A 17,311-nucleotide genomic window follows, 5' to 3' on the forward strand; every position below is an offset into this window, starting at 1 on the left:
CTCCTTATTTTCTCAGCACGTCGCCGGCATGGCTGACAAGGGTCGCCCGGATGATCTCGTCCTCGCGGTCGATCGTCAGCTTGTCCTCCTTGTCGAGGATGAGTTTGAGGAAGTCGAGCACATTGCGCGCATACAGCGCCGACGCGTCGGCCGCCACGTGGCAGGCCAGGTTAGGTTCGCCAACGATATGCACGCCGTGTCTGACGACGGTTTTATTCAGCTCGGACAGCGGGCAGTTGCCGCCCTGCTCGACGGCCAGGTCGACGATGACGGAGCCGGGCTTCATCGCCTTGACCGTTTCTTCCCCGATCAGCACGGGCGCGGGGCGGCCGGGGATCAGCGCGGTGGTGATGACGATGTCCGCCAGTTTGGCCCGTTCGTGGACCAGTTCGGCCTGGCGGCGCATCCAGTCGGCCGGCATCGGCCGGGCGTAGCCGCCCACACCCTGCGCGATCTCCCGTTCCTCGTCGGTCAGGAACGGCACGTCGATGAATCTGGCGCCCAGCGATTCGACCTGCTCCTTCACGGGTGGCCGCACATCGGACGCCTCGATGACGGCGCCCAGGCGCTTGGCCGTGGCGATGGCCTGCAGGCCGGCGACGCCGACACCCATGATCAATACGCGCGCCGCCTTGACGGTGCCGGCGGCCGTCATCAGCATCGGCATGAAGCGCTGATACGTGTTGGCGGCCACCATGACGGCCTTGTAGCCGGCGATATTGGCCTGGGACGACAGCACGTCCATCGACTGGGCGCGCGTGATGCGCGGCACCGCTTCGAGCGCAAAGGCGGACAGGCCGCTGGCGGCCATGGCCGCCGTGTTGTCCGCATCGAACGGGTTGAGCATGCCGATCAGGACGGCGCCCTGGCGCATCTGCGTGCGCTCGTCGGCATCTGGCGCGCGCACCTTCAGCACGATCTCGGCGCCCAGCGCCTCCACCGCGCCGACGATGGACGCGCCGGCGACCACGAACGCGTCGTCCGGGATCGACGCCTGCGCGCCGGCGCCGGCCTGGACGACTACCTGATGCTTTGCTGCGAGCTTTTTGACTGTCTCGGGCGTTGCCGCCACCCGGGTCTCCCCCGGCCGCGTTTCGGCCGGAATCCCTATTCTCATGAGTGCCTCCAGATTTGCGAAAAAACTGGTGGAACCCGCAGACGCACAAGCCCATGGCAGCGGCCATGGTACTGCCGCTCATTGCGGTGGTGCGGCGCTCCCTGACTCAATCTAACACGGATTTATCCGGTGTTAATGTTTTTGGTATTGCAACTTTTAGCAGGTTTCCACTAGTACGGGGAGTGCGACCCGGGCTGTCACCGACCCGTCACATGTTGAAACGCGGAACAGGCTAAAATACCGGCTCTCTCAAGGATGACTACATGCCGCGTACCTGGAAACCCAATGTGACCGTTGCCGCCGTGATCGAGCGGGATGGCAAGTTTCTGCTGATTGAAGAAGAAACCAGCGACGGCATCCGCCTGAACCAGCCTGCGGGCCACCTCGATCCCCACGAATCGCTGGAGGAAGCCGTGATCCGCGAAACGCTGGAGGAAACGGCGCACGAATTCACGCCCACCGCGCTGGTGGGGATGTACATGTCGCGCTACCGGTCGGCCCGCACGGGCGAGCTGGTGACGTATCTGCGCTTTGCGTTTTGCGGCGTCGTGGGCCAGGAACTGGACCGCCCGCTGGACGAGGGCATCCTGCGCACAATGTGGCTTACACGCGACGAAATTGCCGCGTGCCGCGAGCGTCACCGCAGTCCGCTGCTGCTGACCTGCGTCGATGAATACCTGGCGGGCAAGCGCGCGCCCTTGGCCCTGCTGCACACCCACTCTTCCGTCTACGAAGAGCTTTGAGTACTGACTGGAATAAGCAATGAGCAAGAAAAAAGTCGTGATCGGCATGTCCGGCGGCGTGGACTCCTCGGTCGCGGCATGGCTGCTGAAGGAACAGGGCTATGAAGTCATCGGCCTGTTCATGAAGAACTGGGAAGACGACGACGATTCCGAATACTGCTCCACGCGCCAGGACTGGATCGACGCGGCCAGCGTGGCCGACGTGATCGGCGTGGACATCGAGGCCGTCAACTTCTCCGCCGAATACAAGGACCGCGTGTTCGCGGAATTCCTGCGCGAATACCAGGCAGGCCGCACGCCCAACCCGGACGTGCTGTGCAACGCCGAGATCAAGTTCAAGGCATTCCTCGACCATGCGATGCACCTGGGCGCCGACCTGATCGCCACGGGCCATTACGCGCGCGTGCGCCAGAACGAAAGCAATGGCCGCTTCGAACTGCTCAAGGCGCTGGACCATACCAAGGACCAGAGCTACTTCCTGCACCGCCTGAACCAGGCGCAGTTGTCGAAAACCCTGTTCCCGCTGGGCGAGATCCCGAAAACGGAAGTGCGCCGCATTGCCGAAGAGCTGAAGCTGCCGAATGCGGCCAAGAAGGATTCGACCGGCATCTGCTTCATCGGCGAGCGCCCGTTCCGCGAATTCCTGAACCGCTACCTGTCCTATAAACCGGGGCCGATGAAGACGCCGGACGGCAAGGTCGTGGGCGAGCACGTGGGCCTGTCGTTCTACACCCTCGGCCAGCGCAAGGGCATCGGCATCGGCGGCGTCAAGACGTACCAGAACGCCGACGGCAGCAGCGACGCATGGTACGTGGCGCGCAAGGACGTGGCGAACAATACGCTGTGGGTGGTGCAGGGCCACGATCATCCGTGGCTGCTGTCGTCGACGCTGGCGGCCGACCAGGCCAGCTGGATCGCCGGTGTGCCGCCGGATGCCGCCCGCATCGCCGCCAAGACGCGCTATCGCCAGGCCGACGTCGTGTGCGACGTGACGCCGCAGGGCGACGGCAGTTTCAACCTCGGGTTCGTCGACGCGCAGTGGGCCGTCACGCCGGGCCAGTCGGCCGTGCTGTACGACGGCGACGTCTGCCTCGGCGGCGGCATTATCGCCGGTTCAGGCTTGGTCGCCGGCTGACGGTGCCGCGGGCGGCTGCGCCGCCTGCGCTTCGGCCAGCGCTTTTCGCTGCCGGTTGACCATCGCGATCACGGTATTGCGGATGGTTTTCAGGACCGTGTCGGCATTGAACGGCTTGACGATAAAACCGTTGATGCCCATCGCGTGGGCCCGCTGCACGGTGTCCGCGTCGAATTCGCTGGAGACCATGAACATCAGCGATTTCGGATAATTACGCCGCATCTCCTCCGCGCCCTTGATGTCCGCCTCGATCGCGTCGCGGGCGATGCAGATGATCTGCGGGTGGTGCTTGATCAGCAGGACGGTACCGCTGGCGCACGTATGCGCCTGGCCGACCACGTCGTAGCTGCCGTCCTGCAGCACCGTTTGGAGGAGGCCGCGCGCCACCGCGCTGCTGTCGATAATCACTGCCTTGAGCATTGTTCAGTTCCTGTTGTGTGCGAGTTCAGCTCCGGGTTCAGCTCCGGGTTCAGCTCTTGTCCCATACAAGCATATTCCAGCTGACACCGACACGCACATCCGTTTTCAGTTGCACCAGCTGACGGGAAAGATACAACATATCCCGCTCCTTGCGCAGCGCCTCGCCCACCGTATCCTTCAGGATGCCGGCACCGGCCATGATGCCGTCCAGCGTACCGTAGGTGCGCAGCAGGCGCGCCGCCGTCTTCAGTCCCACTTTCGACACGCCCGGCACACTGTCGGTCGCATCGCCCATCAGCGCCAGCAGGTCCGGCAGCTGCGCCGGCGGCACGCCCCATTTGTTCTCCACCCACGCCGCATCGTGCCACTCGCTGCGGAAGTGGTCCCACACGCGGGCGCCGTCGGCGATCAGGCAATGCAGGTCCTTGTCGGTACTGGCCACCACCGCCTCGCCGCGGTTTTCACTCAGCCAGCGCGTGACGACGGTGCCGATCACGTCGTCCGCCTCCACCTCCGCCAGCGACACGGGCCGCAGGCCGAACTTCTCCAATGTCGCGTAAAACCCCGGCAGCGCGGCGCGCAATGGCGACGGCATCGGCGCGCGCGACTCGCGGTACCCACCGTACAGCGCATGGCGCCACGTAGTGCCACCGAAGTCGAACGCGGGCAGCACGTGCGTGGGCTCGTGGCCGTTGATCAGCGTGCGGAACGAGTTCAGCGCGTGACGCAGCGCGATCTCCGCCTTCAGGTCGGAATCGGGTTCCGGGCTGGCCTCGTACACGCGGCGTACGATGTTCAGGCCGTCGATGGCAAGCAGTCTACCCATGGGAAACGATGGTGCGGGTGGTTCGGTGGCCGCCATTTTACCGCAGCGGCCGTGGCCACCTTATTTCACTGTAGCAATTTCAACGCAGCAATTCATACGGGCCGCCCTGCGCCAGCGCGCGTTGATATGCCGGGCGTGCGTGGATACGGTCGAGGAAGGACTTCAGTTTCGGGAAGCGCTCGTCGAGCCCGCCCCGCGCTGCCGCCGCTTCCAGCGGGAAGCTCATCTGGATATCGGCCGCCGAAAACGTGTCGCCGGCAAACCACGATCGCTCGCGCAGCTCCCCTTCCAGGTAAGCCAGGTGCTGGTTGATCTGTGGCTGGATATAGCTGCCCTTGACCTTTTGCGCGATGCCGCGGGCGATGGGCTTGACGAAAAACGGCGCAGGACCGCTCTCGACGCGGTCGAAAATCAGTTTCATCAGCAGCGGGGCCATCATCGAGCCCTCGGCGTAATGCAGGAAATAGGTCAGTCGCCGTTTTTCCGGCGTGCCCCGTTCGGGCTGCAATGCGCCGCGCCCTTCCCGCCCATCGTACTTGTCCAGAAGGTATTCGATGATCGCACCCGACTCGGCCACCTTGCATTCGCCGTCCACGATCACGGGCGATTTGCCCAGCGGATGCACCCCTTTCAGCTCCGGCGGCGCCAGCATCGTTTTCGCATCGCGCTGGTAGCGCACCACTTCATAAGGCAGCCCCAGCTCTTCCAGCAGCCACAGCACGCGCTGCGAACGGGAATTGTTCAGGTGATGGACGACGATCATGCACGTTCCTTCCGGTATCAGAGAGACGCAAGCTTAACATTTTCAGCGCCGTGTCCGACATCATGACTGCCCATGAGCGAATGCGAATGATAACAATTCTTATTTACTTCAATGGACGACGTTGCTATGATCGCCTTCTTTACACAAATTTACATTTGAAGAGAGCAAGAATGGCACATATCAAGAGCCGCAGGCTGGCCCCGACCCGACTCCAGATGAGCACTGTGCTGGCAACGCTGATGCTGCCGGTGGTGGCGCAGGCCGGAGACGGCGCTCCTGCGGCCGATGAGGCGGCAGCAGCACGGCCGATCGAAGTCGTGGTCGGCGGCAGCAAGGTCAACGAATTCAAGGCCGACCGGGCCGGCTCGCTCAAATACACGGAAAAGCTGGTCGATACGCCGCAGACGCTGACCGTCATCAAGCGTGAGCTGATCGAGCAGCAAGGCGCGCAGACGCTGACGGAAGCGCTGCGCAACACGCCGGGGGTGGGTGCATTCTTCCTGGGCGAGAACGGCAACACGAATACCGGCGACGCCATCTTCATGCGCGGCTTCGATTCGTCAGGCAGCATCTATGTGGACGGTGTGCGCGACATCGGCTCGATCTCGCGCGACGTCTTCAACGTCGAACAGATCGACGTGCTGAAAGGCCCGGCCGGTACCGACAGCGGCCGCGGCTCGCCGACGGGCTCCATCAACATGAACTCCAAGCAGGCGCAGATGCAGGATGGGCTCTCGACCAGCGTCAAGGCCGGCAGCGGCAAGCAGAAACGCGCCACCGCCGACATCAATCGCGTGCTGAACGCGGAGAGCGGCACGGCGTTCCGCCTGAACGTGATGGCGCAGGACAGCGGCAACGCGGCGCGCGACGTGGTGGAGAACAAGCGCTGGGGCGTGGCGCCGACGCTGGCCTTCGGCCTGAACGGCCCGACCCGCCTGCACCTGTCGTACCTGCACGTCAAACAGAACAATATCCCCGACGGCGGCGTGCCGACGATCGGCCTGCCCGGCTATACCAGCCCGGACAGCACCAACAAGGACCCGGCCAAGCGCCGCCCGTACCTGACCAATGCGCCGATGGTCGACCCGCAAGGCTTCTATGGCGTGCTGACGGACCACGACGACGTGACGGCCGACATGGCAACCGTGCGCATCGAACACGACTTCTCGCCCACGCTGAAGCTGCAGAACACGGCCCGCTATGGCAAGACGAAGCAGGATTACCTGCTGACGGCGTTCATGGGTTCGGCCGCCAACCTCGTGACCGAACCGCCGCTGGCGAATCCCGCCGATCCGGACACGTGGCGGATGAAGCGTACCAATCGCACCGTCAAGGACCAGGAAAACACCGTCATGACGAACCAGACAGTGCTGACGAGCGAATTCGCCACGGGCGAACTGCGTCACACGATGGTCGCCGGCCTGGAATTCATCAGCGAGAAGCAGACCAGCGTCGGCTACGTTGGCCTGGGCACGCTGACGGAAACGTCCCTGTACCACCCGAATCCTGCGGTCCTGCCGTCGGATCTGCGCCCCGTGCGCAGTGGCGTGGGCAGCCGTGGTACCACCGACACGCAGGCCCTGTACGTGTTCGACACCGTCAAGATCGGCGAACGCTGGATGGTGCATGGCGGCGTGCGCGCCGACCACTACAACACGGACTTCTTTGGCACGACGCTGTCGACGGCCACGGCGCAGCCGCAACTGCCGGTGGGCACCGTCATGCCGACGACGTTGAAGGCCAACGACACGCTGGTCAACGGCAAGCTGTCGGTGCTGTACAAGCCGACGCCGGACAGCAGCGTTTACGCCACCGTCGCCACGTCGCAGCAGCCGCCGGGTGGCTCGAACTTCAGCCTGTCCGCCTCGGCCAACAGCGCGTCGAACCCGAACTACGATCCGCAGAAGACGACGACGAAGGAAATCGGCACCAAGTGGGAGTTCTTCAAGCAGAAGCTGGCGCTGAACGCGGCGATCTACGACACCACCGTGCGCAACGAGATCGAACAGGATACGACCGATACGAGCGTCTACTATCAGACCGGCAAGAAGAGCGTCAAAGGCATCGAGATCAGCGTCACGGGCGAGCTGGCGCGCAACTGGCTGGTCAGCGCGGGTTATACGCACATGAAGACGGAAGTCGAAAGCGGCAAGGTCATCACGGCTTCCGGCGTCAACCAGCTGTCGTACACGCCGAAAGACGCGTTCACCAGCTGGACGTCGTACACGCTGCCGTTCGGCCTGAAGATTGGCGGCGGCGCACGCTACCAGGGCAAGCTGATGCGCGGCACCGACGGCGCCGTCGGCACGCCGGCCTACGCCGAGAGCTACTGGGTCGCCGATGCGATGGCCGAATATGCGATCAACAAGAACATCGACCTGCGCCTGAACGTCTACAACCTGACGGACAAGGAATACGTCGCGGCAATCAACAAGAGCGGCTACCGCTACACGCCAGGCCAGCCCCGTTCGGCCAGCGTGACGGCAACCTTCCGCTTCTGACGCCTTTGTAAGAACCTCCCGAGACGCAAGTCTCCTTCAGTTTGCGCCACCGCTTGCGGTGGCGTTTTTTTGGCCTCGTTGGCGCTATCATCGCTTCATGAAGACGAGAACCCGTTACCGCCTGGCGCTGTATGGTGCCGAGCTGCTGCTCATCGCCGCGCTGGCCGGCGCGCTCGCCGCCTGGCCTCAGGCAGAGCCGCTCTCGCTGTCGATCGGCGCGCTGCTGCTGCACCTGACGACCAGCATCGGCATGTGGCCCTTCGAGTTCCGGTATTCAGCGATTCCCCCGTCGGATCATGTGTTCGGCGTGCGCCTGACGCACCTGTTCACGGCACTGATCGCGCTGGGATTCCTGGCGATGTTATCGTGGATCGTCGCGCCATCGCAGAAGGCGTGGGTGACAGGACTGGTGCTGATCGCACTGGCGGTGGAGGGATTGGTCTTGCATGCGGCCGGCCGGGCGGCGTAAGTCGCCGCTTACATCGCGCGGCGACAGGCCATTTGGACAAGACACGTGCCGCAGCTGGCTTGCGACTTGAACAGCTTCGCCAGTCTGTCCTGGTTGAAGCCGCGCCTGGACAGACGATACGGGGTAGGTGTCGATATCAGCTGCCCGCGCCTGCAGCAATCAGCCCACGAATCACCTCATCCGCCCCATCCGGCAGCGGATGCGCGAACCCTGACGCCACGACGCGCTTTTCCGGCTCCTGACCGGCCATCCATTGCACCAGCCCGCACACCAGGACACTTTCAGGCGCCTGCTGCGCCGCAGCTCGAAGTGCCGCCATTACTGGCCAGTGCAGCCGGACAAAGGAATGCAGCAAACGCGGATCACGCGCCCGCTCCAGCAATCGCGCGACCGTATCGAACGGCACAAATGCCCCATGCCGGGTAACGGCCGCGAATGCGATCCGGCGCACCGTCGCATCGCTATCCCCCAGCGCCGCCAGTGCGATGGCATCCTTGTCCTCCGGCGCGGCGCGCAACAGTGCCGCCAAGGCCACACCACGTACCGTCGCGTATGGGCTCATGGCCGACTGGCGGAACAACGTTGCATCTTCCTGTCCGGACAGAGCGGCCAACGCCACGATGGCGATGCGCTGTTGCGAAACGTTCGGCTGCCCCTCGGCGAGCAGCGTTCGATAGAACTGACACCGGTCGAAACCCTGTGGTGCCAGATAGGCGCCCGCAACGGCACGGGGCTGCATTGTTGGATCGAGCAATGCGCCCAGCGCCAGCTGGTCCTTCGCGGCATCGCGCCCCCCGGCCAGTGCGACGCGCAGCGCCTCCGCCCGGACCAACGGATACGCTGAACGCAACGCCAATGCATGGAGCTCCTGCCGTGGCCCCGACGGCAATGTCGCGCACAGCTCCATGGCGCGGCCCGCCAGGACATTATCGGTGCGGCCCTGCAGGATCCCACGAATCAACGCCGCTGTATCGAAGTCCGGTTGTTGTATCAGCAGCTCGAAACAAGCACGCCGGACGTGGGCATCGGCATGCGCGACGCCAGACATGACTGCGCCCGAATTCGCCTTCATCAATGCCGCGCCGAAGACGCCAATCCAGTCGCTGTGGTCCGTCCGGCTCTTGTGCAACAGCCCCTGGATGGCGGGAAGAATCGTTAGAAGTCGCGGTACCGTATCGGGCTCCACGAGCGATAGCAGCGAAGACCGGGCTACCGTGCGCACCTCCGGCACCAGTCGTTCAAACGCTCCGCGATACCGGCCAGGTTTTCCCGGCTGCCGATTTCGATACACCGTTCGATCGCCGCCTGCCGCACATAGCCGCAATAGTCACGCAACGCGACGGTCAACGCTCTGGCGTCTGTCGTGAGACGGATTTTGAAGAGGTATCTGTCCAGATACTCGACGCCGGACATCTCGTCAGGCGTTCTGACGGCGGGAGAAGACGCGGGCACGATCGGTGAAACTTGCGCTTTCGCAGAACCGCGCAGGCGCAAGCGGCGCAGCCAGTCCAGGAAGTTCATGCAGTCGGATCTGGCGCCGAGAGCCTTACCGCTGCACGTGCAGGTGGATCACCCGCCGCGTCACCCCGGTATCCTTCGGCGCATCGGGCGCGGCCGGCGTATCGCACGAGCCGCAGCTGCCGCAGCCGTCGCCGCAGCTGGCCTGGGTCCTGAACAGTTTCGCCATCTTTTCCTGATTGAAGCCGCGCCGCGACAGCGCATGAACGATCTGCCGGCGCCACGCGGCCGGCAGGTACTTCGTGCAGGCGTGGAAGGCGCAGGCTGCGACGATCAGTGCGACGATCAGTTCTTGCCACATGACGGCTCCTTATGCGCCCAGCGCGCGGGCGGTATGGTACGTGATGAACGAGGCAGCGTAGGCCAGCGCGAACATGTAGCCGGCCATGTAGAACGCGTAGCGCGCATGGCCGGTTTCGCGGCGCACGACGGACAGCGTGGAAAGGCACTGCGGCGCGAACACGTACCAGGCCAGCAGCGACAGTGCCGTTGCCAGCGACCAGGACGACGCCAGCACAGGCGTCAGCGAGGTGGCCAGGTCGTCGCCCTTCTGCGACAGCGCGTAGACGGTACCAAGAGCACCGACCGCCACTTCGCGTGCGGCCATACCGGGCACCAGGGCGATGCAGATCTCCCAGCCAAAGCCGATCGGCGCGAAAATCACCTCCAGCGCGCGACCGAGCATGCCGGCGATGCTGTAGTAGATCGGCGGATGCGTGGCGCCGGCCGGCGCGCCGGGGAAGCTGGACAGGGCCCACAGCAGCACCATCAACGTCAGGATGACGGTACCGACACGCATCAGGAAAATCTTCGCGCGCTCCCACAGGCCGATGGCCAGGTTGTGCAGGTTCGGCCAGTGGTAGCTTGGCAGTTCCATCATCAGGGCCTGCTTGACCTTCGAACCGGCGCTGCGCTTCATGAACCACGCCACGCCCATCGCCGACACGATGCCGGCAAAGTACAGGCAGAACAGGATCAGGCCCTGCAGGCTGACGGCGCCCCACACTTCGCGCTCGGGAATGAAGGCGGCGATCACCAGCGCGTAGACGGGCAGGCGCGCCGAGCACGTCATCAGCGGCGCGATCATGATCGTGACGAGGCGGTCGCGCGGATTCTGGATCGTGCGCGCGGCCATGACGCCGGGGATGGCACAGGCAAAGCTGGACAGCAGCGGAATGAACGCACGGCCGGACAGGCCGACACCGCCCATCAGCCGGTCCAGCAGGAACGCGGCCCGCGGCAGGTAGCCGCAATCCTCGAGGATCAGGATGAAGAAGAACAGGATCAGGATCTGCGGCAGGAATACCAGCACGCTGCCGACGCCGCCGATGATCCCTTCCACCAGCAGGCTGCGCAAGACGCCGTCGGCCATGTGCTCCGACAGCAGCGCACCAATATGCTCGACGCCGCCGGAGATCATGTCCATCGGCACCGCGGCCCACGTGAACACGGCCTGGAAGATCAGGAACATCAGCACGGCCAGGATGATCGGACCGGCGACCGGATGCAGCACGACGTTGTCGATTTTTTCCGAGCGGTCGTCGGTGTTGTGGACGTTTTTTGCCACGACGGACAGGATGCGGCGCACTTCGCGCTGCGTGTCCTCGACCGAGACGGCATCGATCGCCGCCAGCGGCTGCGGCTTGACGGGCACCACGGGCCACATCTCGTCCAGCGCGCGCAGCAGCGCCTTCTCGCCGCCCGACTGCACGGCAACCGTCTCGACGACCGTCATGCCCAGTTCGCGCGCCAGCTTCTCGGCGTCGACCTCGATGCCGCGCTTCTTGGCCACGTCGACCATGTTCAGGCACAGGATCATCGGCAGGCCCAGGCGCTGGATTTCCAGCACGAGGCGCAGGTTCAGGCGCAGGTTGGTGGCGTTTACGACACAGACGACGACGTCGGGCGAGCCGTCGTTGGCGCGCAGGCCGCCGACAACGTCGCGCGTGATCGCTTCATCGGGGGTGTGCGCGGTCAGGCTGTACGCGCCCGGCAGATCCAGTACGCGGTACGGGTGCCCGGCCGGTGACATGAAGTGGCCTTCCTTGCGCTCGATTGTCACGCCGGCATAGTTGGCGACCTTCTGGCGCGATCCTGTCAGACGATTGAACAGCGCCGTCTTGCCGCAGTTGGGATTGCCCAGCAGCGCGATCATCGGCGCATGCGAAATCGCCTGCGTCACTTTTTCCGTTACACCCATTGTATGAATTCCGTTATTCCGGCTGGACCGCCACGAGGGCCGCTTCGTAGCGGCGCAGGGCAAAGGTGGCGTTGCCGACCTTGATCGCGAGCGGCTCCCCGCCCGGCATGCCGCGCTTGAGCATGCGGATTTTCTCGCCCGGCACGAAGCCCAGCTCCATCAGCCGGCGGGCCAGATCCGCGCCTTCGCCACTGTCGCCCATGGTCGGCGCGACGTGTACCACCGTACCGCTCTTCCCGGCCGCCAGCGTGTCGAGATTGATCAGGGATGGGGCAAGGGTCATGGCAGTTCTCTGAGGAAAATCAATCTGGTCATTATAAAGGCAAATGCGAATGGTTTGTATTTGCAGGAGACGCTTGCATTGTACGCCTTGTTGGGGCAGAATAGGAAACGTAATGATAATGATTCTCATTAAGAAAACGTCAAGTTTGACAGATTTGCCAGTCGAGCTGCCGGCCCGGATCAACCCGGCGGATCGTTTTCAAGCAATGAGATCGCTACTATTTTGAAGGTATCGTCATGATCGTCTGCGTCTGCAACAACATCTCCGACCGTGAAATCCGCCAGGCCATCGATCTGGGGATCAACTCGATGGACGAGCTGCGCGAAGCGCTGGGCGTCTCCACCGTTTGCGGCAATTGCCTGTCGTATGCCGTGGACGTGCTGGACGAGCATCTGGCATCGAAGGCAAACGCGCCAATCAACGAAACCGTGTTGAAGCGCCAGACGATGACGAACTGAACAACAAAGAGCCGGTGACAGACACCGGTTCAAAAATCCCGAACAAGAAATTCAGTCGCCGAAGTCCGCACCATAGACCTTCGGGGTCTGCCCCCGCTTGGAAAACCGGTGCCTGTCACCGGTTTTTTACGTGTCCGCCCACATCCGCAGCAGGTTGTGATAGTGCCCCGTGAGGCCGACGGTGGCTTCGTTGTCGCCGAATTCTCCGCGCAGTTTCTGGATGTTCTGGTCCAGCTCGAACAGCATCGTGCGCTGCCAGTCGTCGCGCACCATGCTTTGGGTCCACAGGAAGGACGCGACCCGCTCGCCGCCCGTCACGGAGTTCACGCGGTGGACGCTGGACGACGGATACACAATCGCATCGCCCGCCGGCAGCTTGACCTCATGGGCGCCGTAGGCATCCATTACCACCAGCTCGCCCCCTTCATATTCGTCCGGTTCGCTGAGGAACACCGTCGTCGACACATCCGCGCGCAGTGTCTGGCCGCCGTTGGCGGACGTGCGGATGGCGCCGTCGATATGCAGGCCGTAATGCTCGCCACCGGCGTAGCTGTTGAAGTACGGCGGCAGGATGCGCAGCGGCAGCGCCGCAGCGAAGAACAGCGGGTTGGCCGTCAGTGCCCGGGCGACGATGCTGCCCAGCTCCTGGGCCAGCGGCGATCCTTCGGCCAGCTGGCGGTTGCGCTTGACCTGCGCGCCCTGCGCGCCGACGCTGGCGCGGCCGTCGATCCAGTCGCTTGAAGTCATCCGCGCGCGCATGTGGCGAACCTGGTCTGGCGTCAACACGCCGGGAATGTGCAGCATCATGTGGCTAACCTGCCTGAAGAAGGACACAAATGATAATGGTATTCATTCGTAGTATCAATCGACAGTGCGTCCCTTCTGTTCGTGGGGATGACGTGGCAGAATGGCGGGACTTACCACCACAACGAACAAAGGCAAACCCATGAAGGGCGACAATGACGTCATCCGTCTGCTGAATGCACAGCTCACGAACGAACTGACCGCGATCAACCAATACTTCCTGCACGCGCGCATGTACCGCCACTGGGGTTTTGAAAAACTGGCGAAGAAGGAATACGAGGAATCGATCGGCGAGATGAAGCACGCCGACAAGCTGATCGATCGCATCCTGATGCTGGACGGCCTGCCGAACCTGCAGGCGCTGCACAAGCTGCTGATCGGCGAGAACACGCAGGAAATGCTCGAAGCGGACCTGAAACTGGAACGCGGCGCGCACGTGACGGTCAAGGAAGGCATCGCCCAGTCCGAGAAAGTCGGCGACTACGTCTCGCGCGACCTGCTGCTGGAAATCCTGGAAGATACCGAGGAACACATCGACTTCCTGGAAACGCAGCTCGACCTGATCGGCAAGGTCGGCATCCAGAACTACCTGCAAACGCAGATGGCGCCTGCCAGCGAATAACCGGCGCTGCCATCCACAGCAACGATGTTCATGACGGGTCCGCCGCTGCGGGCCCGTCTGCTCAGCCCGTCATAGCCAGCCCGTCATAGTCAGCCCGTGACCCCGGGCGCGCTGAACAATTCATCGGTCGTCCCCGACCGCATCCACTCTTCCATCCACTGCCCATAGCAGGACAGATCCTGCGGCGCCGCGCCCGCATACGCGCATGTCGACGCGGCAAACGCATTGGCCCGCGCCAGCGTCTGCTCCATCGTCCAGCCCCGCAGCCGTCCCAGCAGGAAGACGGCGTTGAACGCGTCGCCCGCCCCGACCGAATCGACAAACGCGCCCGCCATCGTCGCGCCGTGATCGGCAACGTGAGCGCCGTCCGCCGACAGGTACAGGGCACCACGCGAGCCCATCGTCACGACCAGCGCCGACAGCGAGAAGTTGTGCATCATCGCGCGACATTCCGTGTCCACGGAGATGCATTCCATGTTGACCGTGTCGGGGCATGTGTGGCAGTACCACTTGAACAGCTGCTGCAGTTCCTCTTCGTTGACCTTGACGATATCGGCCTGCTGCAGCGAGTCGAATACGATGGTTTCGTCGACGAAGCCGGCGCGCAGATTGAGATCCAGGAAGCGCACCGCCTGGGTCTGCTCCAGCAGGGCGTGCAGCGCCGCGCGCGAGCGGGGATCGCGCTGGGCCAGCGTGCCGAAACAGAAAATGGCAGGTTGCGTCGCCTCGCTGGCGGCCAGTGCCGCGGCGCTGTCGATATGGTCGTAAGCCTGGTCGGGGACGATGGTGAAGCAGTGGCTGCCGTCCGCCCCCACTTCCACGTGAACGCTGCCGGTGGCCTCGCCCGGTCCCGTCTGCAGCCCCGACGCTTGCAGGCCGAAGCGGGCGAATTCGTCGCGGATCAGCTGGCCATTGGCATCATCGCCGATCCGGGTGATCATCGTGACCGGCAGGCCGAACCCGGCCAGGTGACGCGCCAGGTTGAACGGTGCCCCGCCCACGACCTTGCGCGTGCTGAAGTCGTCCACCAATGCCTCGCCGAATACCGTTACTGCTTGCTCCATGGCCGCCCCGTTCGATGGTTTGTCCGAAACAGTGTACCCGAACCCGTTCACGCCTCCGGCACGGTAGCCAATACTGGTGACAGGCTCCGTTTTATGCTTGCGGAATCGTATCGCGGAACGACGGCCGCTCCATCAGCTTGTCGAGCAGGCGGCCCAGGTTGGGGTGGTCGCCGCGCCAGTCGATCTCGGGGAAGCGGAACGTCAGCCAGCCCAGGGCGCAGCCGACGGCAACGTCCGCCAGCGAATAATGATTGCCCGCGCACCAGGATGAATCGCCCAGCCGCGCCGACATCGTCTCCAGCCCGCGCGCCACCTTGATCAGCTGGCGTTCGCAGACGGCATCGCTCTGCAATTCCGGCGGACGCTGGGTGCGCTCCATGCGCACGACGACCGCCGCGTCGATGACGCCGTCCGCCAGCGCTTCCCAGTTCTTGATGTCCGCCCGCTCGCGCCCGTTCGGCGGCAGCAGCTTGCAGACGGGAGTGAGCGTGTCGAGATATTCGACGATCACGCGCGAGTCGTACATCACGTAACCGTCCTCCATCACCAGGCATGGCACCTTGCCGAGCGGATTGAGTTCGTGGATGGTGGTTTCCGGCACCCACACGTTCTCCAGCGCGATCTGGTAATCGAGCTTCTTTTCCGCGAGCACGACACGCACCTTGCGCACATAGGGACTGGCAAGCGAACCGATAAGTTTCATAAGAAGCCGGAGTGAGGGACTGGAATCCAGTATAGCACCGGCTGCGGGCGCCCAGAGCGGGTTGTGGCAGGCTTGGCGATGGCCTGCACCCTGCTACGTTTGACGCTTGCGCGCGATGGTAAAATCTGTCTTTTTCCTGCCTTCCTTCCCCATTATGACGACTCCCTACTCCACGTTGTCCGCCCTGTCCCCGCTGGACGGCCGCTACGCCGCCAAGACCGACAAGCTGCGCCCGATCCTGTCCGAAGCCGGCTTCATGCACCATCGAGTAAAAGTCGAGATCGCCTGGCTGCAGGCGCTGTCGCAAGCGGGCTTTGCCGAGATCAAGCCGTTCTCGGCCGAAGCGACCGCGCTGCTCGACAAGCTGGCATCGGACTTCACGGAGGCCGATGCCGCTCGCATCAAGGAAATCGAAGCGGTCACCAATCACGACGTCAAGGCGGTCGAATACTGGCTGAAGGAAAAAGTGCAGGGGGTGCCGGAACTGGTCGCCGCGTCCGAGTTCATCCACTTCGCCTGCACCTCCGAGGACATCAACAACACGTCGCATGGCATGATGCTCAAGGCCGCGCGTGACGGCGTCATGCTGCCGGCGCTGCAGGGCGTAATCGCAAGACTGACCGACATCGCCCACACCAATGCCGAGCTGCCGATGCTGTCGCGCACGCACGGCCAGACGGCCAGCCCGACGACCCTCGGCAAGGAATTCGCCAACGTCGTCGCGCGCCTGCAACGGGCCGCCGAGCGCATCGCCAACGTGGCAATCCTGGGCAAGATGAATGGCGCTGTCGGCAACTACAACGCGCACCTGTCCGCCTACCCGTCGGTCGACTGGCCGGCGTTCTCGAAGAACGTCATCGAAGAACGCCTGGGCCTGGTGTTCAATCCCTACACGATCCAGATCGAGCCGCACGACTACATGGCCGAACTGTTCGACGCGTTTGCGCGCGTCAACACGATCCTGCTGGACCTGAACCGCGACATCTGGACCTACGTTTCGCTGGGCTACTTCAAGCAGAAACTGAAGGCGGGCGAAATCGGTTCCTCGACGATGCCGCACAAGGTCAACCCGATCGACTTCGAAAACTCGGAAGGCAACCTGGGCCTGGCCAACGCCGTGCTGAAGCACCTGTCGGAAAAGCTGCCCGTCTCGCGCATGCAGCGCGACCTGACCGATTCGACCGTGCTGCGCAATATCGGCGTGGGCTTCGGCTACACGCTGCTCGCCTACGACAGCTGCCTGCGCGGCCTGAACAAGCTGGAAGTGAACCCGGCCCGCCTGGCCGCCGACCTGGACGCGAGCTGGGAAGTGCTGGCAGAGCCGGTGCAGACGGTCATGCGCCGCTACGGCATCGAGAACCCGTACGAGCAGCTGAAGGAACTGACGCGCGGCAAGGGCATCACGAAGGAAGCGCTGCAGGAATTCATCGGCAAGCTGGCGATCCCGCAAGAAGCCAAGGACCTGCTGCTGGCGATGACGCCGGCAAACTACGTCGGCATCGCGGCCCAGCTGGCCAAGGCCATTTAAGCCGGCTCTAACTTCCGTCCCCTGTTACGGCAGCGCCATATCCTTTATGGTATGGGCTGCCGTCGTGCTTTCCGGCCTGCGCCGGCGCCCGCTACGGTTCTTTGCTATATTTATCGGTCGAAACGAACCGAAGGACCAGGATGCCGCTCGCTACCCC

The 17,311-nt window shown here is 63.6% G+C and carries 19 protein-coding genes; 7 read left to right on the top strand and 12 right to left on the bottom strand.

The window, feature by feature from the left end:
* Positions 1 to 4: 4 nt before the first annotated feature.
* Complete coding sequence (locus E1742_RS14275; RefSeq protein ID WP_134385578.1) at positions 5 to 1,117, bottom strand: Re/Si-specific NAD(P)(+) transhydrogenase subunit alpha; 1,113 nt, start codon at positions 1,115 to 1,117, stop codon at positions 5 to 7.
* Positions 1,118 to 1,380: 263 nt separating this feature from the next.
* Between E1742_RS14275 and E1742_RS14280 the strand changes: the two genes are divergently transcribed.
* Both E1742_RS14280 and mnmA read left to right on the top strand, forming a co-directional pair.
* On the top strand, positions 1,381 to 1,860 hold the full coding sequence (locus tag E1742_RS14280) for an NUDIX hydrolase (RefSeq protein WP_134385579.1): 480 nt from the start codon (positions 1,381 to 1,383) through the stop codon (positions 1,858 to 1,860).
* Positions 1,861 to 1,879: 19 nt separating this feature from the next.
* Positions 1,880 to 2,995: a tRNA 2-thiouridine(34) synthase MnmA gene (gene mnmA / locus E1742_RS14285; protein ID WP_134385580.1), complete on the top strand. Its 1,116-nt coding sequence runs from the start codon at positions 1,880 to 1,882 to the stop codon at positions 2,993 to 2,995.
* Here mnmA and E1742_RS14290 read toward each other — a convergent pair.
* The 3 genes from E1742_RS14290 to E1742_RS14300 form a co-directional block, all read right to left on the bottom strand.
* Entirely contained in the window at positions 2,975 to 3,415 is a 441-nt protein-coding gene (locus E1742_RS14290) for a response regulator (RefSeq protein WP_134385581.1), read from the bottom strand. The genes mnmA and E1742_RS14290 overlap by 21 nt on opposite strands.
* 49 nt (positions 3,416 to 3,464) lie before the next feature.
* Positions 3,465 to 4,241: a 5'-3' exonuclease gene (locus tag E1742_RS14295; protein WP_134385582.1), complete on the bottom strand. Its 777-nt coding sequence runs from the start codon at positions 4,239 to 4,241 to the stop codon at positions 3,465 to 3,467.
* A 79-nt stretch (positions 4,242 to 4,320) separates the two neighbouring features.
* Positions 4,321 to 5,004 carry a glutathione S-transferase gene (locus tag E1742_RS14300; RefSeq protein WP_134385583.1) on the bottom strand — a complete coding sequence of 228 codons (684 nt, stop codon included), beginning with the start codon at positions 5,002 to 5,004 and terminating at the stop codon, positions 4,321 to 4,323.
* A 170-nt stretch (positions 5,005 to 5,174) separates the two neighbouring features.
* On the opposite strand from E1742_RS14300, the gene E1742_RS14305 reads away from it, so the two are divergent.
* Both E1742_RS14305 and E1742_RS14310 read left to right on the top strand, forming a co-directional pair.
* The gene (locus E1742_RS14305; RefSeq protein ID WP_134385584.1) at positions 5,175 to 7,505 is read left to right on the top strand and encodes a catecholate siderophore receptor Fiu; all 2,331 of its coding nucleotides are present in this window, start codon (positions 5,175 to 5,177) and stop codon (positions 7,503 to 7,505) included.
* 97 nt (positions 7,506 to 7,602) lie between these two features.
* A complete protein-coding gene (locus tag E1742_RS14310; protein WP_134385585.1) occupies positions 7,603 to 7,974 on the top strand; it encodes a hypothetical protein in 372 nt (123 codons plus the stop codon).
* Positions 7,975 to 8,110: 136 nt separating this feature from the next.
* On the opposite strand, the gene E1742_RS14315 is transcribed toward E1742_RS14310, so the two are convergent.
* The 5 genes from E1742_RS14315 to E1742_RS14335 are packed head-to-tail and all read right to left on the bottom strand — an operon-like array spanning position 8,111 to position 11,975.
* Positions 8,111 to 9,196 carry a hypothetical protein gene (locus E1742_RS14315; protein WP_134385586.1) on the bottom strand — a complete coding sequence of 362 codons (1,086 nt, stop codon included), beginning with the start codon at positions 9,194 to 9,196 and terminating at the stop codon, positions 8,111 to 8,113.
* Positions 9,184 to 9,495: a hypothetical protein gene (locus tag E1742_RS14320; protein ID WP_134385587.1), complete on the bottom strand. Its 312-nt coding sequence runs from the start codon at positions 9,493 to 9,495 to the stop codon at positions 9,184 to 9,186. Before E1742_RS14320 ends, E1742_RS14315 begins: the two co-directional genes overlap by 13 nt.
* Before the next feature lie 25 nt (positions 9,496 to 9,520).
* Positions 9,521 to 9,793 (bottom strand): DUF6587 family protein, encoded by a 273-nt coding sequence (locus tag E1742_RS14325; protein ID WP_229465980.1) that lies wholly within the window; start codon positions 9,791 to 9,793, stop codon positions 9,521 to 9,523.
* Between the two features lie 9 nt (positions 9,794 to 9,802).
* The gene (gene feoB, locus E1742_RS14330) at positions 9,803 to 11,692 is read right to left on the bottom strand and encodes a ferrous iron transporter B (RefSeq protein ID WP_134385588.1); all 1,890 of its coding nucleotides are present in this window, start codon (positions 11,690 to 11,692) and stop codon (positions 9,803 to 9,805) included.
* A gap of 13 nt (positions 11,693 to 11,705) precedes the next feature.
* The gene (locus tag E1742_RS14335) at positions 11,706 to 11,975 is read right to left on the bottom strand and encodes a FeoA family protein (protein WP_134385589.1); all 270 of its coding nucleotides are present in this window, start codon (positions 11,973 to 11,975) and stop codon (positions 11,706 to 11,708) included.
* 236 nt (positions 11,976 to 12,211) lie between these two features.
* Here E1742_RS14335 and E1742_RS14340 point away from each other — a divergent pair, with 236 nt between their 5' ends.
* The gene (locus E1742_RS14340) at positions 12,212 to 12,433 is read left to right on the top strand and encodes a (2Fe-2S)-binding protein (protein ID WP_134385590.1); all 222 of its coding nucleotides are present in this window, start codon (positions 12,212 to 12,214) and stop codon (positions 12,431 to 12,433) included.
* 126 nt (positions 12,434 to 12,559) lie between these two features.
* On the opposite strand, the gene E1742_RS14345 is transcribed toward E1742_RS14340, so the two are convergent.
* Positions 12,560 to 13,240: a Fe2+-dependent dioxygenase gene (locus E1742_RS14345; protein ID WP_134385591.1), complete on the bottom strand. Its 681-nt coding sequence runs from the start codon at positions 13,238 to 13,240 to the stop codon at positions 12,560 to 12,562.
* A gap of 139 nt (positions 13,241 to 13,379) precedes the next feature.
* Here E1742_RS14345 and bfr point away from each other — a divergent pair, with 139 nt between their 5' ends.
* The gene (gene bfr, locus E1742_RS14350; RefSeq protein WP_134385592.1) at positions 13,380 to 13,859 is read left to right on the top strand and encodes a bacterioferritin; all 480 of its coding nucleotides are present in this window, start codon (positions 13,380 to 13,382) and stop codon (positions 13,857 to 13,859) included.
* An 89-nt stretch (positions 13,860 to 13,948) separates the two neighbouring features.
* On the opposite strand, the gene E1742_RS14355 is transcribed toward bfr, so the two are convergent.
* Together E1742_RS14355 and E1742_RS14360 are read right to left on the bottom strand one after the other, a co-directional pair.
* A complete protein-coding gene (locus E1742_RS14355; RefSeq protein ID WP_134385593.1) occupies positions 13,949 to 14,923 on the bottom strand; it encodes a carbohydrate kinase family protein in 975 nt (324 codons plus the stop codon).
* 91 nt (positions 14,924 to 15,014) lie between these two features.
* Positions 15,015 to 15,626, bottom strand: a complete 612-nt coding sequence (locus E1742_RS14360) for a glutathione S-transferase family protein (RefSeq protein WP_134385594.1) — start codon at positions 15,624 to 15,626, stop codon at positions 15,015 to 15,017.
* 154 nt (positions 15,627 to 15,780) lie between these two features.
* Between E1742_RS14360 and purB the strand changes: the two genes are divergently transcribed.
* Positions 15,781 to 17,154, top strand: a complete 1,374-nt coding sequence (purB, locus tag E1742_RS14365) for an adenylosuccinate lyase (protein WP_189569064.1) — start codon at positions 15,781 to 15,783, stop codon at positions 17,152 to 17,154.
* The last annotated feature ends 157 nt before the right edge of the window (positions 17,155 to 17,311 follow it).

Source organism: Pseudoduganella plicata, assembly GCF_004421005.1.
Lineage (GTDB): Bacteria > Pseudomonadota > Gammaproteobacteria > Burkholderiales > Burkholderiaceae_D > Rugamonas > Rugamonas plicata.

Coding starts and splice junctions, on each gene's coding strand:
- E1742_RS14340 (WP_134385590.1), top strand. CDS start 12,212: ATGATCGTCTGCGTCTGCAACAACATCTCCGACCGTGAAATCCGCCAG.
- feoB (WP_134385588.1), bottom strand. CDS start 11,692: ATGGGTGTAACGGAAAAAGTGACGCAGGCGATTTCGCATGCGCCGATG.
- E1742_RS14325 (WP_229465980.1), bottom strand. CDS start 9,793: ATGTGGCAAGAACTGATCGTCGCACTGATCGTCGCAGCCTGCGCCTTC.
- E1742_RS14355 (WP_134385593.1), bottom strand. CDS start 14,923: ATGGAGCAAGCAGTAACGGTATTCGGCGAGGCATTGGTGGACGACTTC.
- purB (WP_189569064.1), top strand. CDS start 15,781: ATGACGACTCCCTACTCCACGTTGTCCGCCCTGTCCCCGCTGGACGGC.
- E1742_RS14290 (WP_134385581.1), bottom strand. CDS start 3,415: ATGCTCAAGGCAGTGATTATCGACAGCAGCGCGGTGGCGCGCGGCCTC.
- E1742_RS14310 (WP_134385585.1), top strand. CDS start 7,603: ATGAAGACGAGAACCCGTTACCGCCTGGCGCTGTATGGTGCCGAGCTG.
- E1742_RS14295 (WP_134385582.1), bottom strand. CDS start 4,241: ATGGGTAGACTGCTTGCCATCGACGGCCTGAACATCGTACGCCGCGTG.
- E1742_RS14360 (WP_134385594.1), bottom strand. CDS start 15,626: ATGAAACTTATCGGTTCGCTTGCCAGTCCCTATGTGCGCAAGGTGCGT.
- E1742_RS14345 (WP_134385591.1), bottom strand. CDS start 13,240: ATGATGCTGCACATTCCCGGCGTGTTGACGCCAGACCAGGTTCGCCAC.
- bfr (WP_134385592.1), top strand. CDS start 13,380: ATGAAGGGCGACAATGACGTCATCCGTCTGCTGAATGCACAGCTCACG.
- E1742_RS14280 (WP_134385579.1), top strand. CDS start 1,381: ATGCCGCGTACCTGGAAACCCAATGTGACCGTTGCCGCCGTGATCGAG.
- E1742_RS14275 (WP_134385578.1), bottom strand. CDS start 1,117: ATGAGAATAGGGATTCCGGCCGAAACGCGGCCGGGGGAGACCCGGGTG.
- E1742_RS14335 (WP_134385589.1), bottom strand. CDS start 11,975: ATGACCCTTGCCCCATCCCTGATCAATCTCGACACGCTGGCGGCCGGG.
- E1742_RS14320 (WP_134385587.1), bottom strand. CDS start 9,495: ATGAACTTCCTGGACTGGCTGCGCCGCTTGCGCCTGCGCGGTTCTGCG.
- E1742_RS14300 (WP_134385583.1), bottom strand. CDS start 5,004: ATGATCGTCGTCCATCACCTGAACAATTCCCGTTCGCAGCGCGTGCTG.
- E1742_RS14305 (WP_134385584.1), top strand. CDS start 5,175: ATGGCACATATCAAGAGCCGCAGGCTGGCCCCGACCCGACTCCAGATG.
- mnmA (WP_134385580.1), top strand. CDS start 1,880: ATGAGCAAGAAAAAAGTCGTGATCGGCATGTCCGGCGGCGTGGACTCC.